Source organism: Streptomyces sp. NPDC050704 (genome assembly GCF_040654355.1).
Taxonomy (GTDB): domain Bacteria; phylum Actinomycetota; class Actinomycetes; order Streptomycetales; family Streptomycetaceae; genus Streptomyces.
In genome coordinates, this window is record NZ_JBFAHW010000047.1 from 18,711 (window position 1) to 32,270 (window position 13,560).

The 13,560-nt window shown below is 69.7% G+C and carries 11 protein-coding genes; 8 read left to right on the top strand and 3 right to left on the bottom strand.

What is annotated here, in order from left to right; genetic code table 11:
• Positions 1-25 precede the first annotated feature (25 nt).
• The 4 genes from AB0I18_RS26390 to AB0I18_RS26405 all read left to right on the top strand — a co-directional run bounded on the left by AB0I18_RS26390 (position 26) and on the right by AB0I18_RS26405 (position 4,252).
• A complete protein-coding gene (locus AB0I18_RS26390; RefSeq protein WP_363108048.1) occupies positions 26-1,204 on the top strand; it encodes an acyl-CoA dehydrogenase family protein in 1,179 nt (392 codons plus the stop codon).
• 107 nt (positions 1,205-1,311) lie between these two features.
• Complete coding sequence (locus AB0I18_RS26395; RefSeq protein ID WP_363108104.1) at positions 1,312-2,895, top strand: 4-coumarate--CoA ligase family protein; 1,584 nt, start codon at positions 1,312-1,314, stop codon at positions 2,893-2,895.
• A complete protein-coding gene (locus tag AB0I18_RS26400) occupies positions 2,892-3,626 on the top strand; it encodes an enoyl-CoA hydratase family protein (protein WP_363108049.1) in 735 nt (244 codons plus the stop codon). The genes AB0I18_RS26395 and AB0I18_RS26400 overlap by 4 nt, the downstream gene beginning before the upstream one ends.
• Positions 3,614-4,252: a TetR/AcrR family transcriptional regulator gene (locus AB0I18_RS26405; protein WP_363108050.1), complete on the top strand. Its 639-nt coding sequence runs from the start codon at positions 3,614-3,616 to the stop codon at positions 4,250-4,252. The genes AB0I18_RS26400 and AB0I18_RS26405 overlap by 13 nt, the downstream gene beginning before the upstream one ends.
• Positions 4,253-4,307: 55 nt before the next feature.
• Here AB0I18_RS26405 and pdxH read toward each other — a convergent pair whose 3' ends face one another.
• The gene (gene pdxH / locus AB0I18_RS26410) at positions 4,308-4,982 is read right to left on the bottom strand and encodes a pyridoxamine 5'-phosphate oxidase (protein WP_363108051.1); all 675 of its coding nucleotides are present in this window, start codon (positions 4,980-4,982) and stop codon (positions 4,308-4,310) included.
• Between the two features lie 321 nt (positions 4,983-5,303).
• On the opposite strand from pdxH, the gene AB0I18_RS26415 reads away from it, so the two are divergent.
• Positions 5,304-6,404, top strand: coding sequence for a citrate synthase 2 (locus AB0I18_RS26415; protein WP_363108052.1), 1,101 nt, complete (start codon positions 5,304-5,306; stop codon positions 6,402-6,404).
• 239 nt (positions 6,405-6,643) lie between these two features.
• Here the strand turns inward: AB0I18_RS26415 and iscB are convergent, their stop codons facing one another.
• On the bottom strand, positions 6,644-8,323 hold the full coding sequence (gene iscB / locus AB0I18_RS26420) for an RNA-guided endonuclease IscB (RefSeq protein WP_363108053.1): 1,680 nt from the start codon (positions 8,321-8,323) through the stop codon (positions 6,644-6,646).
• A 428-nt stretch (positions 8,324-8,751) separates the two neighbouring features.
• Between iscB and AB0I18_RS26425 the strand changes: the two genes are divergently transcribed.
• Both AB0I18_RS26425 and AB0I18_RS26430 read left to right on the top strand, forming a co-directional pair.
• The gene (locus tag AB0I18_RS26425) at positions 8,752-9,573 is read left to right on the top strand and encodes an endonuclease/exonuclease/phosphatase family protein (RefSeq protein ID WP_363108054.1); all 822 of its coding nucleotides are present in this window, start codon (positions 8,752-8,754) and stop codon (positions 9,571-9,573) included.
• A gap of 218 nt (positions 9,574-9,791) precedes the next feature.
• The gene (locus AB0I18_RS26430; protein WP_363108055.1) at positions 9,792-11,186 is read left to right on the top strand and encodes a PAS domain-containing protein; all 1,395 of its coding nucleotides are present in this window, start codon (positions 9,792-9,794) and stop codon (positions 11,184-11,186) included.
• A gap of 121 nt (positions 11,187-11,307) precedes the next feature.
• On the opposite strand, the gene AB0I18_RS26435 is transcribed toward AB0I18_RS26430, so the two are convergent.
• A complete protein-coding gene (locus AB0I18_RS26435; protein ID WP_363108056.1) occupies positions 11,308-12,063 on the bottom strand; it encodes an SIS domain-containing protein in 756 nt (251 codons plus the stop codon).
• A gap of 282 nt (positions 12,064-12,345) precedes the next feature.
• On the opposite strand from AB0I18_RS26435, the gene AB0I18_RS26440 reads away from it, so the two are divergent.
• Positions 12,346-13,038, top strand: a complete 693-nt coding sequence (locus AB0I18_RS26440; protein ID WP_363108057.1) for a metal-dependent transcriptional regulator — start codon at positions 12,346-12,348, stop codon at positions 13,036-13,038.
• Positions 13,039-13,560 lie beyond the last annotated feature (522 nt).

Below are 13,560 nucleotides of genomic sequence, written 5' to 3' on the forward strand. Positions count from 1 at the left end.
CACCGCCCTCCCCCTGAGGAGCCCCATGACCACCGTCCTCGAAACAGACGAACACAAGGCCCTCCGATCCGCCGTATCCGCCCTGGGCAACCGCTACGGCCGCGACTACCTCACCAAGGTCATCGCAACCGGAGCCCACCCCGACGAACTCTGGTCCGAGGCAGCCAAACTCGGCTACCTGGGCGTCAACCTCCCGGAGGAGTACGGCGGCGGAGGCGGCGGCATAGCCGAGCTCTCCATCGTCCTGGAGGAGCTGGGCGCCGCAGGCTGCCCCCTCCTGATGATGGTCGTCTCACCGGCCATCTGCGGCACGGTGATCGCCCGCTTCGGCACAGACGCCCAAAAGCAACAGTGGCTCCCCGGCCTCGCCGACGGCACCCGAACCATGGCCTTCGGCATCACCGAACCCGACGCCGGCTCCAACAGCCACCGCATCACCACCACCGCCCGCCGGGACGGCAACGGCACCGACGCCAACGCCGACTGGATCCTCACAGGCCGCAAGGTGTTCATCTCCGGCGTCGACATCGCCGACGCCACCCTCATCGTCGGTCGCACAGCAGACGCCCGTACGGGAAAACTCAAGCCCTGCCTCTTCATCGTCCCGCGCGAAGCACCCGGCTTCGAGCGGCGGCAGATCGACATGGAACTGCACGGCGCGGAGAAGCAGTTCGAGCTCACCCTCGACGACGTGCGGCTGCCCGCCGACGCACTCGTCGGAGACGAGGACGCGGGCCTGCTCCAACTCTTCGCCGGCCTCAACCCCGAGCGCATCATGACGGCCGCGTTCGCGATCGGCATGGGCCGGTACGCGCTCTCCAGGGCCGTCTCCTACGCGCGCGAACGCACCGTCTGGCGGGAGCCCATCGGCGCCCACCAGGCCATCGCCCACCCCCTCGCGCAGGCGCACATCGACCTCGAACTGGCCCGCCTGATGATGCAGAAGGCGGCGTTCCTGTACGACTCCGGGGACGACGCCGGAGCCGGAGAGGCCGCCAACATGGCCAAGTACGCGGCCGCCGAAGCCTGCGTGAAAGCCGTCGACCAGTCCGTACACACCCTCGGAGGCAACGGCCTGACCAGCGAGTTCGGCCTCGCCTCGCTCATCACCGCGTCCCGGGTCGCCCGCATCGCACCCGTCAGCCGGGAAATGATCCTCAACTATGTGTCGCACCAGACCCTGGGCCTGCCGAAGTCCTACTAGCACTATCTCTCGTACAGCTTTCCGGCTGCCGGACCGGCTTCCGGGCTCCGGCCTCCGATTTCCGGCTTCCGGTTCGACTTTGTGACTTCTGGAGAGGGCCCGCCATGGTGTTCCGTAGTGAGTACGAAGACGTCCCCGCCGTCGAAGAGCCCATCCACGAGGCGGTGCTGGGCCGCGCCGCCTCCCGGGGCGACACACCCGCCCTCATCGACGGCGTGAACGGCATGACCCTCACCTACGCCCAACTGGACACGTTCCACCGGCGCATAGCGGCCGAGCTGGCCCACCTCGGCGTCCGCAAGGGCGACGTGCTCGCCCTGCACAGCCCCAACACCGTCGCCTTCCCCGTCGCGTTCTTCGCCGCCACGCGCGCGGGAGCGTCGGTCACCACCGTCCACCCGCTCGCCACACCCGAGGAGTTCGCCAAACAGCTGCGGGACTGCGCCGCCGAGTGGATCGTCACCGTGTCACCCCTCCTGGACACCGCCCGCGCGGCGGCCGAACTCGCCGGCGGCGTACGGGAGATCTTCGTCTGCGACCAGGCACCCGGACACCGCTCACTGCTCGACATGCTGGGCTCCACGGCCCCCGAACCGGAGATCGACATCGACCCGGTGGAGGACGTGGCGGCCCTCCCGTACTCCTCCGGAACGACCGGCATCCCCAAGGGCGTGATGCTCACCCACCGGTCCATCGCCACCAACCTGGCCCAACTGGCACCCACCCTGCGCATGGGCCCCGGCGACCGCATCCTCGCCGTCCTCCCGTTCTTCCACATCTACGGGCTCACCGCCCTCATGAACGCGCCCCTGCGGCAGGGCGCCACCGTCGTCGTCCTGCCCCGCTTCGACCTCGACACGTTCCTCGCCGCCATCGAGAAACACCGCATCACCGGCCTGTACGTGGCCCCGCCGATCGTCCTCGCCCTCGCCAAGCACCCGGCCGTCGAGGGCTACGACCTGTCGTCCCTGCAGTACATCGTCAGCTCGGCAGCACCCCTGGACGCCGAGCTCGCGGCCGCCTGTTCACGCAGGCTCGGCCTGCCGCCCATCGCCCAGGCGTACGGCATGACGGAACTCTCGCCCGGCACCCACGTCGTCCCCCTGGACGTCGAAAACCCACCCCCCGGAACAGTCGGAAAACTCATCGCCGGCACGGAGATGCGCATCCTCTCCCTCGACGACCCCGACAAGGACGCCGGCGCCGGCGAACGCGGTGAGATCGCCATCCGCGGACCGCAGGTCATGAAGGGCTACCTGGGCCACCCCGAAGCCACCGCCGCGCTGATCGACGCCGACGGCTGGGTACACACCGGAGACGTCGGACACGTCGACGCCGACGGCTGGCTGTACGTCGTCGACCGCGTCAAGGAACTCATCAAGTACAAGGGCTTCCAAGTGGCCCCGGCCGAACTCGAAGCCCTCCTCCTCACCCACCCGGGCATCGCCGACGCCGCCGTCATCGGCGTCTACGACGAGGACAACAACGAAGTCCCCCAGGCATACGTGGTCCGCCAGCCGTCGGCGACCGACCTCACCGAAGGTGAGGTGATGGAGTACGTCGCCGCCCACGTCGCCCCGTACAAGAAGGTCCGGCACGTGACCTTCATCGACGGCGTGCCCAGGGCGGCCTCCGGGAAGATCCTCCGGAGGCAACTGCGGGAACAGCGGCAACTGGGGGAGCGCGCATGACCCTGGTGCGGCGGTCGCACGAGCGCGGCATCACCACCCTCGCGCTCGACGCGCCCGAGCGGCGCAACGCCCTCTCCGCCCGACTCGTCGGGGAGCTCGCGGACGCGCTCACCGAGTGCGGCAAGGACGGCGACGTACGCGCCGTCGTCCTGACCCACACCGGAAACACCTTCAGCGCGGGCGCCGACCTGCGCGACCCGCCGCACCCGGACCTCCTGGTCGCCCTCCTGCGACAGATCGTCGAACTGCCCAAACCCGTCGCCGCCCGCGTCACCGGCCACGTCCGCGCGGGCGGCCTCGGACTCCTCGGCGCCTGCGACATCGCGGCCGCCTCCACGCAGGCCACCTTCGCCTTCACGGAAGTACGCATCGGAGTCGCCCCCGCCGTCATCTCACTGCCCCTGCTGCCCCGCCTCGACCCGCGCGCCGCCGCCCGCTACTACCTCACCGGCGAACGCCTCGACGCCACCGAAGCCGCCCGCATCGGCCTCATCACAGCGGCGGGCGACGACGCCGACGACGTACTCGCACCCATCCTCGACGGATTCCGCCGAGCCTCCCCACACGCGCTCGCCGAGACGAAACGGCTGCTCACGGCTAAGGTGCTGGACACCTTCGACCAAGACGCGGCCGCCCTGACCGCGCTCTCGGCCCAGCTGTTCTCCTCCGCACAGGCCCGCGAAGGGATGACGGCCTTCCTCGAACGACGGGACCCCTCATGGCTGCTGTGAACAGTGGTGCGGTGAACAGTGCCGTGGTGAACGGCGCGCCGGCCGTCGAACGCGTACCCAAACAGGACCGCAGCCGCGCCACCCGGCAACGCCTCCTCGAAGCCGCCGTCGCCTGCCTCGCCGAACACGGCTGGGCGGGCTCCACCGTCTCCGTCGTCGCCGAACGTGCCGGCGTCTCCCGCGGCGCCGCCCAGCACCACTTCCCGACCCGCGAGGACCTCTTCACCGCAGCCGTCGAATACGTCGCCGAAGAACGCTCCACCGCCCTGCGCGCCCTCTTCCCCGAAGGCGCCGCGGACCGCCGCGCGGTGGTCGCCGCCCTCGTCGACCTCTACACCGGACCACTGTTCCGCGCCGCCCTCCACCTCTGGGTCGCCGCCTCCAACGAGGAACAGCTGCGCCCCCGCGTCACGGAACTCGAAGCCCGTGTCGGCCGCGAGACCCATCACATCGCCGTGGACCTGCTCAACGCCGACGAATCCCGCCCCGGCGTCCGCGAAACCGTCCAGGGCCTCCTCGACATGGCCCGCGGCCTGGGCCTGGCGAACCTCCTCACGGACGACGCGGGACGCCGGGAACGCGTCGTCGCCCAGTGGGCGGACATCCTGGACGGCACGCTGGACTGACGGCGCCGCAAGAGTTTCAAGAGTTACTGAAGGCACCTCAAGAGCGGAAGGCGCCTCAAGGGCTCAGCCGCTCCACCCGCCACGACCCGTCCGCCTCCGCCACATACCGCAAGCGGTCGTGCAACCGGTTCTCCCGGCCCTGCCAGAACTCCACCGACTGCGGAGCGACCCGGAAACCACCCCAGTTCGGAGGAACCGGAACCTGCTCCCCCTCGGGATAGCGGGCGGCCAACTCGGCGTATGACGCGTCGAGTTCGGCCCGGGAGAAGATCACCGAGGACTGGGCACTGGCCCACGCCCCCAACTGCGAACCGTGCGGACGGGTACGGAAGTACGCGGCCGTCTCGTCCCGCCCCGTACGCCGCGCGACACCGGTGACGAGGACCTGCCGGGCCATCGGATGCCACGGGAAGAGCAGCGAGACATACGGATTCCCGGCGAGGTCGCGAGCCTTGCGGGACTCGTAATTGGTGTAGAAGACGAACCCCTGCTCGTCGTACTGCTTCAGGAGCACCGTCCGCGAACTCGGCCGGCCCTCGGCGTCCGCCGTCGAGACGACCATCGCGTTGGGCTCGTAGACGGCACCCTCCACCGCGGCCCGCGTGGCCTGCGCGAACCAGCGCGCGAACTGCTCCATCGGATCGTCGGCAAGCTCGGTCTCGTCGAGTCCCTCGGCCCGGTACTGCTTGCGCATCAACGCCGGGTCGAGGACAGGGTCACGGTCGGTCACGCGGTCATCCTGCCGTATTCCCGCCGCATTCCGAGGCGCGGGCGGCGGGCGTGCGCTTCATCACTGCGTGGCACTGAGTGCCGCGTCCTCTCCCCAAAGGTGACACCAACAGATATCGTCCTGCTGCCGAAACGGTTGGGTGACCGCCGACCGCACGGGGCATCACCGGGAAGACGTACCGGCGTACGGACCGCGAGTCCACGAGGCGACCGCGGAACCGGACGACCACCACCCACACAGACATATGGTCACAAGCACCTCTCAAAAGCACCTCTCAAATCCCACGAACCATCTGTCGTCCACATCATGAGGAGCCGCCTGATGTCCGACTTCGTACCCGGACTCGAAGGAGTCGTCGCTTTCGAGACGGAGATCGCCGAACCGGACAAGGAGGGCGGCGCCCTGCGGTACCGGGGCGTCGACATCGAGGATCTGGTCGGCCACGTCTCCTTCGGCAACGTCTGGGGACTGCTCGTCGACGGAGCCTTCAACCCCGGCCTGCCGCCCGCCGAACCGTTCCCGATCCCCGTCCACTCCGGCGACATCCGCGTCGACGTCCAGTCCGCGCTCGCCATGCTCGCCCCCGTCTGGGGCCTCAAGCCCCTCCTCGACATCGACGAGGAGCAGGCCCGCGCCGACCTCGCCCGCGCCGCCGTCATGGCCCTCTCGTACGTCGCCCAGTCCGCCCGCGGCCAAGGCCTGCCCATGGTCCCGCAGCGCGAGATCGACAAGGCCCAGTCCGTCGTAGAACGCTTCATGATCCGCTGGCGCGGCGAACCCGACCCCAAACACGTCGCGGCCGTGGACGCCTACTGGACTTCGGCGGCCGAACACGGCATGAACGCGTCCACCTTCACCGCGCGCGTCATCGCCTCGACGGGCGCGGACGTGGCAGCGGCGCTCTCCGGAGCCGTAGGCGCGATGTCAGGACCCCTCCACGGCGGCGCCCCCTCCCGCGTCCTCGGCATGATCGAGGAGATCGAACGCACCGGCGACGCCGAGGCCTACGTCCGCCACGCCCTCGACAAGGGCGAACGCCTCATGGGCTTCGGCCACCGCGTCTACCGCGCCGAGGACCCCCGCGCCCGAGTACTCCGCCGCACCGCCCGCGAACTCGGCGCCCCCCGCTTCGAGGTCGCCGAGGCCCTGGAGAAGGCGGCCCTGGCGGAACTGCACGCCCGCCGCCCGGACCGCGTACTCGCCACCAACGTCGAGTTCTGGGCCGCCATCGTCCTCGACTTCGCCGAGGTCCCGGCCCACATGTTCACCTCGATGTTCACCTGCGCCCGCACGGCAGGCTGGTCCGCCCACATCCTCGAACAGAAGCGCACGAGCCGACTCGTCCGCCCGTCCGCCCGCTACGTGGGCCCGGGCACCCGCAATCCGCGGGAGATCGAGGGCTACGAGGACATCGCCCACTGAGACAGACGCAGACGACCCGCAGGCTCTGGTCCCTCCACCTTGCGGCGGCGGAGCCGGCCGGACATACCGGCGAGCCTGCGGGTCGGGTGACTGCTTGAGATTGGGCCGGCTGCGCGCTCAACTCACACGCTGGTCCGGCACCGCACTGGATGTGGTGACGGGCCGCTAGCCCGCAGCCACCTCGCGAGTCCGGGTTTCATACATGTACCCGATCACCTCCTTTCGGCGTGCGTCACACACTAAGAACCGGATCCGCATCCATCAACCGATTTTCGAGAGGGTGACGGAACGGGCTCTCGTCGTGTGGAGTACCCGTAACCATCGCCCCGCTGTACGAGCCTCAGGTTCCAGTAGGACACGTTGAAGCGGCCCGCCGGTGTCGTGAGGCTGTGCTGTCCTCTGGCGCGTACGGAGATGCGTCCCGCCCAGGTGCCCGCCCACTTGCCGCTGGGCACGGTGGCACGTACGAGATCTCCAGTGACGTATCCGAAGTGCTGCTTCACCCGGCCACGCCGCAGGCGAGGGAACCCGAACCGGTCCGGAGTGGTGCGGGCGTACGAGCCGCGCCCGGTGGCCTTGACGATGAGGACCTGCCCCGGAATCCGGACGATCGCGTCGCCGTCCTCGTGATCCAGGCCCCCGACGCACAGGGCGTCCAAGGGGTGAGTCTTGCTCAGCCCCGCGGCTGTGCGATTCCACTTGGTGCGGCCGCCCGACCATGCGTGGACCGGTCTCCTCAGGGTTTCCAAGGCCTCTGCGAGCCGCCAGCGGGTCGCGTTCATGGCGGCGGCGTCGTGGAGCGGGGTTCTGACCTGCTGAAGGATCTCCGCCAGGCGGTCGGGTCGATGCGTCAGGAAGACATCGACGGGAGTGCTGCCTTTGGCCTGGTTGCAGGGAGCGCAGGCCAGGACGAGGTTCGAGATGCGGCCGGAGCCTCCGCGACTCCGGGGCCGAAGATGGTCGATGTTCAGCGGTACGCCGGTGGCGTCGCAGTAGGCGCAGGCGCGGTTCCATTTGGCGTGGAGATGAGCGCGGGCTTCGGTTCCGGCGAGCGTGCCCTGCTGGTGCTCGGTCCCGGTGAGGGGTCGGCCTGCGCTCATGGAGTGGGTGTCGAAGGCGACGCGTTCTATGTGGATCTCGGTGACGGGCGCGTATCGACACATGCGTTTTGCCTGGGAGAGGGTGGTGTCGACGCGATGGCGTACTGACGGCGGCAGCCAACCGTCGGGGTGGGTTCTATTGTTCGAACGGGGTGCTCGGTAGCGGCAGTTGGCCGATCGGCGTCTGTGGCGATAGCCGGCGCGCTGTTGCATGCACAGATGGATCTGATCGCCGCGGTGCTGGAGTTCGACGGAAACCAACCCGCGCCGGACGGTGACGATGGCGCCGTCTTCGCCGGTCTCCTTCTTCTCGTCGGTGAGGGCGAGACCGGTGCCTTTCGATCCGGGGTCGATGCGTAACTGCACGCCGTCGACCTCGGATTCGGCGAGTGTGCGGTCCTTGAGCCGGATGGTGAAGGGGACCTGTCGGGCGACCACGGCCCGCCCTTTGCCGAGGAGTTCACGTGCGCGGGCGGGGTGGCAGGGCATGAGTGGCTGCCCGTCCTTGGAGAGGACGAACACCCTGCTGGCGCCGATGCCACCCGTGTACTCCTGGTTGTGCGGGAGAGCGTCACCGCTCCCGTTCTCTGCCGTCTCCGCCGCCGAAGCGCCGGTTTCGGTGTGACGCCGACGGGGTTTGGTGCCGTGCCCGTCGGTCTCCCCTCGCCCATGTTCCCTGCCGGTGCCCCGCGCGGTGGCGGGGTGTCCGTGAGCCGTTTCGTCCCTGCTCCCAGGGGTGTCTGCTCCCACGGATTCCAGAGCAGGCTGCTGAGGAAGCACAGCCTGGTGGGTCTGCTCGCCTGCGGGAAACGTAGTCATCGAGGGCACCTCCCTGATCTTCGATCGTGATGACTTGGGCTGGTCACTCGGCCTGTCCGTCACGCGGAACAGGAATCGGCCTGCGGCCGAGGAGCGAGTGACCTCCCTTCATGTGTGCAGACGACGCTAGCGATCAAGTGTTCTTGGAAAGCCGATCTCCCCCGAAAGCGCCCATCCGTGCGAATCATCGCCATTTCCCGAACACGCAACCGGCACCGCTGCTAGCGCAGGATCAGACACGCTCGCCTCGCCCGATGTCGGCCGACGCCGTGCCCACGTACGTCCTCGGCCGCGAGCTCCTTGACCAGACAGGAGTGGGCGGAGCGCAGCTTGATCCCCTGGACGGGTAGGAAGTCAGGAGCAGGAGAAGTTGATCTGGGCCAGGGCTCCGCAGGAGCGCCTGTGATCTCCGGAAGGGCGGCGCGCCGATGCGAGTGGTGACCTGGAACGTGTGGGGCCGGTTCGGGCCCTGGGAGGAGCGGCGGAAGGCGCTGCTCGGGGCGTTGCGGGAGCTGCGGCCGGATGTCGTCGGGCTGCAGGAGGTGTGGGCGCGGGGCGGGGAGAATCTCGCGGAGTGGCTTGCGGGTGAGTTGGGGCTGTATTGGGCTTGGGGCCCGTCGCCCGCGCCCGAGCGGTGGCGGCGGAGGTTTGGGGATCCGGCGGTCGATATCGGCAATGCGGTGCTCAGTCGGTGGCCGGTGGTGGATCAGGCCGTGTTGCCGTTGCCGGTGGTCGAGGGCGGGGATGCCGAGCGGTTGGCGTTGTATGCGCGGCTGGATGCGCCTGGGGTGCAGGTGCCGTTCTTCTCCGCGCATCTGAATTCCGGGCTTGCTGAGTCGGCTGTGCGGTGTGGGCAGGTCAGGGCGTTGGCGCGGTTCGTCGCGGAGCGGCGCGGCGAGACCGTGTTTCCTTCTGTCGTCGCTGGTGACTTCAATGCGTGGCCCGACTCGGACGAGATGCGGTTGTTCGGGGGGTATCGGGCGGCGCCCGCGGTTCCGGGGCAGGTGTTGTTCGATGCGTGGGAGTACGCGGAGCCGGAGGCTCCGGCGGTTACCTGGGACGCGGCCAATCCGTATGTCGCCGATTCTGATCCGAGTGTTCGGTGCGACTACATCCATGTGGGGCCGGTGGGTCCGGGTGGTCTGGGGCGGGTGCGTGCGGTGCGCCGGGCGGGTGATGGTCCGGTCGATGGTGTGTGGCCGTCGGATCACGCGGCCGTCGTGGCGGATCTGGATCTTCCTCTTGCCTGACGCTGACCGACACTGGACTGGTGGGCCCACTTCACGGCGTCTTCACGGTGCCGTGTCGCGGCTCCGCGCACACAACGATTTCCTCAATCTTGTGGGAACCAGATGTGGGCTGCGTCACGTTCGAGTTGAATGATTGCTAGTGAGTGATTCGTAGTGAGTGGACAGACGCGCGGGCTCACCGCGCAGGACACGCCGACACGGCCTGCAGGGGGTGCCAGGTGAGTGCTTCCCGGCGTAGTGGGACCACGGACGAGCTCGGGCCGCAGGAGCCCGAGCGGGACGGGGCGGATCTGCTCGCCGCGCTGCTCGACGGGATGGACGCGGCGCTGTGCGCGTTCGACGCCGACGGAGTGGTGACGCACTGGAACCGGGAGGCGGAGCGCATTCTCGGGTGGACCGCCGAGGAGGCGGTCGGGCGGCAGGGGTTCGCCGGATGGGCCGTTCGGCCCGCGGACGCCGAGGAGATCGAGGAGCGGCTGCTGTCCGCGATGCGTTCTCCGGGGCGGCAGGTGCACGAGTTCGCGCTGGTCACCAAGGAGGGCGGCCGGGTGCTCGTACGGACCCAGTCGGCCGCCGTGCCGGGGCCTGACGGGAAACCGGCCGGGGTGTACTGCGCCTTCAGTGAGGTGCACACGCAGATCGATCTGGAGCGGTCGATCGCCCTGAGCGAGGCGTTGTTCGACGACGCGTCGTGGGGTGTGGTGCTGGTCGATGCCGATCTGCGGCCGGCTGTCGTCAACGCGCATGCGGCGCGGGCGTTCGGTATCGGGCGTACGGCGGTACTGGGCCGTCCCCTGGGGGAGTTGCTCGCGCAGGGTGTGGAGGAGTTGGAGAGCGCGCTCACGCATGTGCTCGCGGAGGGCGCGCCGCCGGCGCCGGCCGAGATGTGGGTGGCCGTGCGGACGGCCGAGGGCGAGCAGCAGCGGCGGTGCTGGCGCAGTGGTTTCCTGCGGCTTGCCTCGCCGCTCGCGGAGGAACCCGTTCCGCTCGGTGTCGGGTGGCTCTTCCAGGATGTGACCGAGAGCAAGCAGACCGAGCAGGAGGCGTCTCTGCTGCGGTTCCGGACCAACCAGTTGCACCGTGCCGCGCGCGCGGCGGCCGAGTGCGAGAACCCGGCGGAGGCGGCGAGCGTCCATCTGGACTTCGCCCTGGCCGGCTTCGCGGATCACGCGCTGATCGACCTTGTGGCGGGCGGCGCCGTGCCCGACGGCGAGGGTCCTGTACGGCTCGTACGGGCCGCCGCCACGCCCTCCGGCGCTCCGGGCCCGAGCCTGCCCGCGGGCCGTGCGGGCCTGCCCGTGCGGTACGCCGAGGGGCATCCCGCGCTCCAGTGCGTCGAGCGGATCGGTTCCGTACGGGCCAGTGCGGGGGTGTCCGCTCCGGAGCGGGCCCGCGAGTGGGCCGTCTCCCGCCAGTGGCCGCCGGACTCGGTGCACGCCTTGTGCGCGGTCCTGCGCAGCCGGGGGCGCACTCTGGGCGTGGTGACGTTCGTGCGGGGCGCGAGCCGTACGCAGTTCGAGCGGGCCGACGCCATGTACGCGGAGGATGTCGCCGCACGGATCGCGGCGGCGCTGGATCTGGCGGGGGTGCTGGAGGAGGGTCGGCGGGAGTGACCCTCCCGTGGCGCCACGCGCGGCGTCACGCACGGCCTCCGTGCCGGTACGGGGTCTCGGCGCCGATAGCCGGGCACGCCGGACCCCCCCCGGGCACACCAGGCACGCCGTACGCGCGGTCTCAGCGGCGGTAGAAGATCCGGTCCGCGTACCGCTCGAAGACGCGGCTGTTCCAGTCGAGGCCGCCGTCCACGTTTCCCGAGCGCAGGAGCGGGGGCTCGATGCCGCGGTCGGCCAGGGCGCCCGCCGCGGTGGCCATGACCGCCTGGAGGAGGGCCGTGGTGACGACGGTGGAGGCGGGGGCGAAGGGGGCCGGGATGGTGTCGAGGGTGAGTTCCGCGTCGCCGATCGCGATCTTCGAGTCGAGGACGACGTCGCAGTGGTCCTTCAGGTACGTGCCCGAGGTGTGCCGGGACTCCGTCTCGGAGGCGTACGCGACCGAGGTGACGCCGATGACCTTGAGGCCGAGGGCGCGGGCGTGCATCGCCATCTCCACGGGGAGGGCGTTGCGTCCGGAGAGGGAGATGACGACGAGGAGGTCGCCGGCGCGGGTGGGGCCGGCGTCCAGGACGGCGCTCGCCAGGCCGTCGACCCGTTCCAGCGCGGAGCCGAGGGTGGCCGGCATGACGTCCACGCCGACGGTGCCCGGTACGGCGAGCAGGTTCATCAGGGCGAGCCCGCCCGCCCGGTAGACGAGGTCCTGGGCGGCCAGCGAGGAGTGTCCGGCGCCGAAGGCGAAGAGCCGTCCGTCGGCGGCGACCGTGTCCGCGATCAGTGTTCCGGCGGCCTCGACGGCGTCGGCCTCCTCGTCCCGCACCCGTTGCAGCAGGCCGATCGCGGCGTCGAAGAACTGTCCGGCCGGCTTGCGGTCGCTCATCGGTGAACCCTTCGAAGTCGTCGGCCCCGGGTCGGTGGCAGAGTGGACGGGGGCCTCGGTACGGGCGTACTCCCGTCGTGTCGCGGATCACGTTGCGGTCTGGACCAGTGCGCTGTCAATACGGCCCACGCGGCCCGTACGCACCGGGCGGCAGGCACTCGAAACCGGATGGTTTCGGCGGTGCGGCACGGTTGTCAGTGGGATGAGTCAGAATTGGTGCCAGGGCCAGCGCACACGCCGGTGAGCCACTCAGCCTCCGGCAGAGCTAATCGAGGGGCACGTATGTCCGGACTGATCGACACCACGGAGATGTATCTCCGCACCATCCTCGAGCTGGAGGAGGAAGGTGTGGTCCCCATGCGCGCCCGTATCGCCGAGCGGCTCGATCAGAGCGGGCCCACCGTCAGCCAGACTGTGGCGCGGATGGAGCGCGACGGTCTGGTGGCGGTCGCCAGCGACCGTCATCTGGAGCTCACGGAGGAGGGCCGCCGGCTGGCCACGCGCGTGATGCGCAAGCACCGGCTCGCGGAGTGCCTGCTCGTCGACGTGATCGGCCTTGAGTGGGAGCAGGTGCACGCCGAGGCGTGCCGCTGGGAGCACGTGATGAGCGAGGCGGTCGAGCGCCGTGTGCTCGAACTGCTGCGCCACCCGACCGAGTCGCCGTACGGGAACCCGATCCCGGGCCTGGAGGAGCTGGGCGAGAAGGACGGCGCCGACCCGTTCCTGGACGAGGGCATGGTCTCGCTGGCCGATCTCGACCCGGGCCTCGACGGCAAGACCGTGGTCGTGCGCCGCATCGGTGAGCCCATCCAGACGGACGCGCAGCTGATGTACACGCTGCGGCGGGCCGGCGTGCAGCCCGGCTCGGTCGTCAGTGTGACGGAGTCGGCGGGCGGGGTGCTCGTGGGCAGTGGTGGGGAGGCCGCGGAGCTGGAGTCGGACGTGGCGTCGCACGTGTTCGTGGCCAAGAGGTAGCGCGCCGCGGGCCCGTGCCGGTGGCTTGAACTCGCCCTCAACTCCCGTAACTCTCACCCCAGTTGCGCCACCTCGTCGTTCCCGTAGAAACGAAGATTCAGTGTGCGGAATCGCAGCGGCCGGGCCGTTTGCGTGCGAGGCTGTCGCGAGAGGCATATGACCTGAGAGCTCTTGACCGTGACGGCAGCGGCGCCGGCGTGCGGTCGGGGAGGGGGCGGGGAGGATGTGCCGCAGACGTGTGGAGGGCCCCGGCGCCTGGTGGCGCCGGGGCCTGTCCTCCCCTGTGCTGACCCGGAGCCCCGAGCTCCCAGGGTCATCCCCTTCGGACCGTTTTCCCCGAGCGGCCCGCTCCCCGTTGAAGATCTCCCCTCGGCGGCGGCGGTCAATCCTTGAGCGCGGTCACTCGAATGAGGGGTGTTATCGCCGAGGACCCCACTTTCGAATGCGCATTCGATAACGTGTGAGTGACGGAACCACCACGGATTACGCAGGGACAACCAGCAGGCGCACGGTGCGACCAGA

Excerpts from the sequence above, each read along its gene's own strand:
- AB0I18_RS26400 (WP_363108049.1), top strand. The coding sequence starts at position 2,892 with ATGACCCTGGTGCGGCGGTCGCACGAGCGCGGCATCACCACCCTCGCG.
- AB0I18_RS26390 (WP_363108048.1), top strand. The coding sequence starts at position 26 with ATGACCACCGTCCTCGAAACAGACGAACACAAGGCCCTCCGATCCGCC.
- iscB (WP_363108053.1), bottom strand. The coding sequence starts at position 8,323 with ATGACTACGTTTCCCGCAGGCGAGCAGACCCACCAGGCTGTGCTTCCT.
- AB0I18_RS26425 (WP_363108054.1), top strand. The coding sequence starts at position 8,752 with ATGCGAGTGGTGACCTGGAACGTGTGGGGCCGGTTCGGGCCCTGGGAG.
- AB0I18_RS26440 (WP_363108057.1), top strand. The coding sequence starts at position 12,346 with ATGTCCGGACTGATCGACACCACGGAGATGTATCTCCGCACCATCCTC.
- AB0I18_RS26435 (WP_363108056.1), bottom strand. The coding sequence starts at position 12,063 with ATGAGCGACCGCAAGCCGGCCGGACAGTTCTTCGACGCCGCGATCGGC.
- AB0I18_RS26405 (WP_363108050.1), top strand. The coding sequence starts at position 3,614 with ATGGCTGCTGTGAACAGTGGTGCGGTGAACAGTGCCGTGGTGAACGGC.
- AB0I18_RS26415 (WP_363108052.1), top strand. The coding sequence starts at position 5,304 with ATGTCCGACTTCGTACCCGGACTCGAAGGAGTCGTCGCTTTCGAGACG.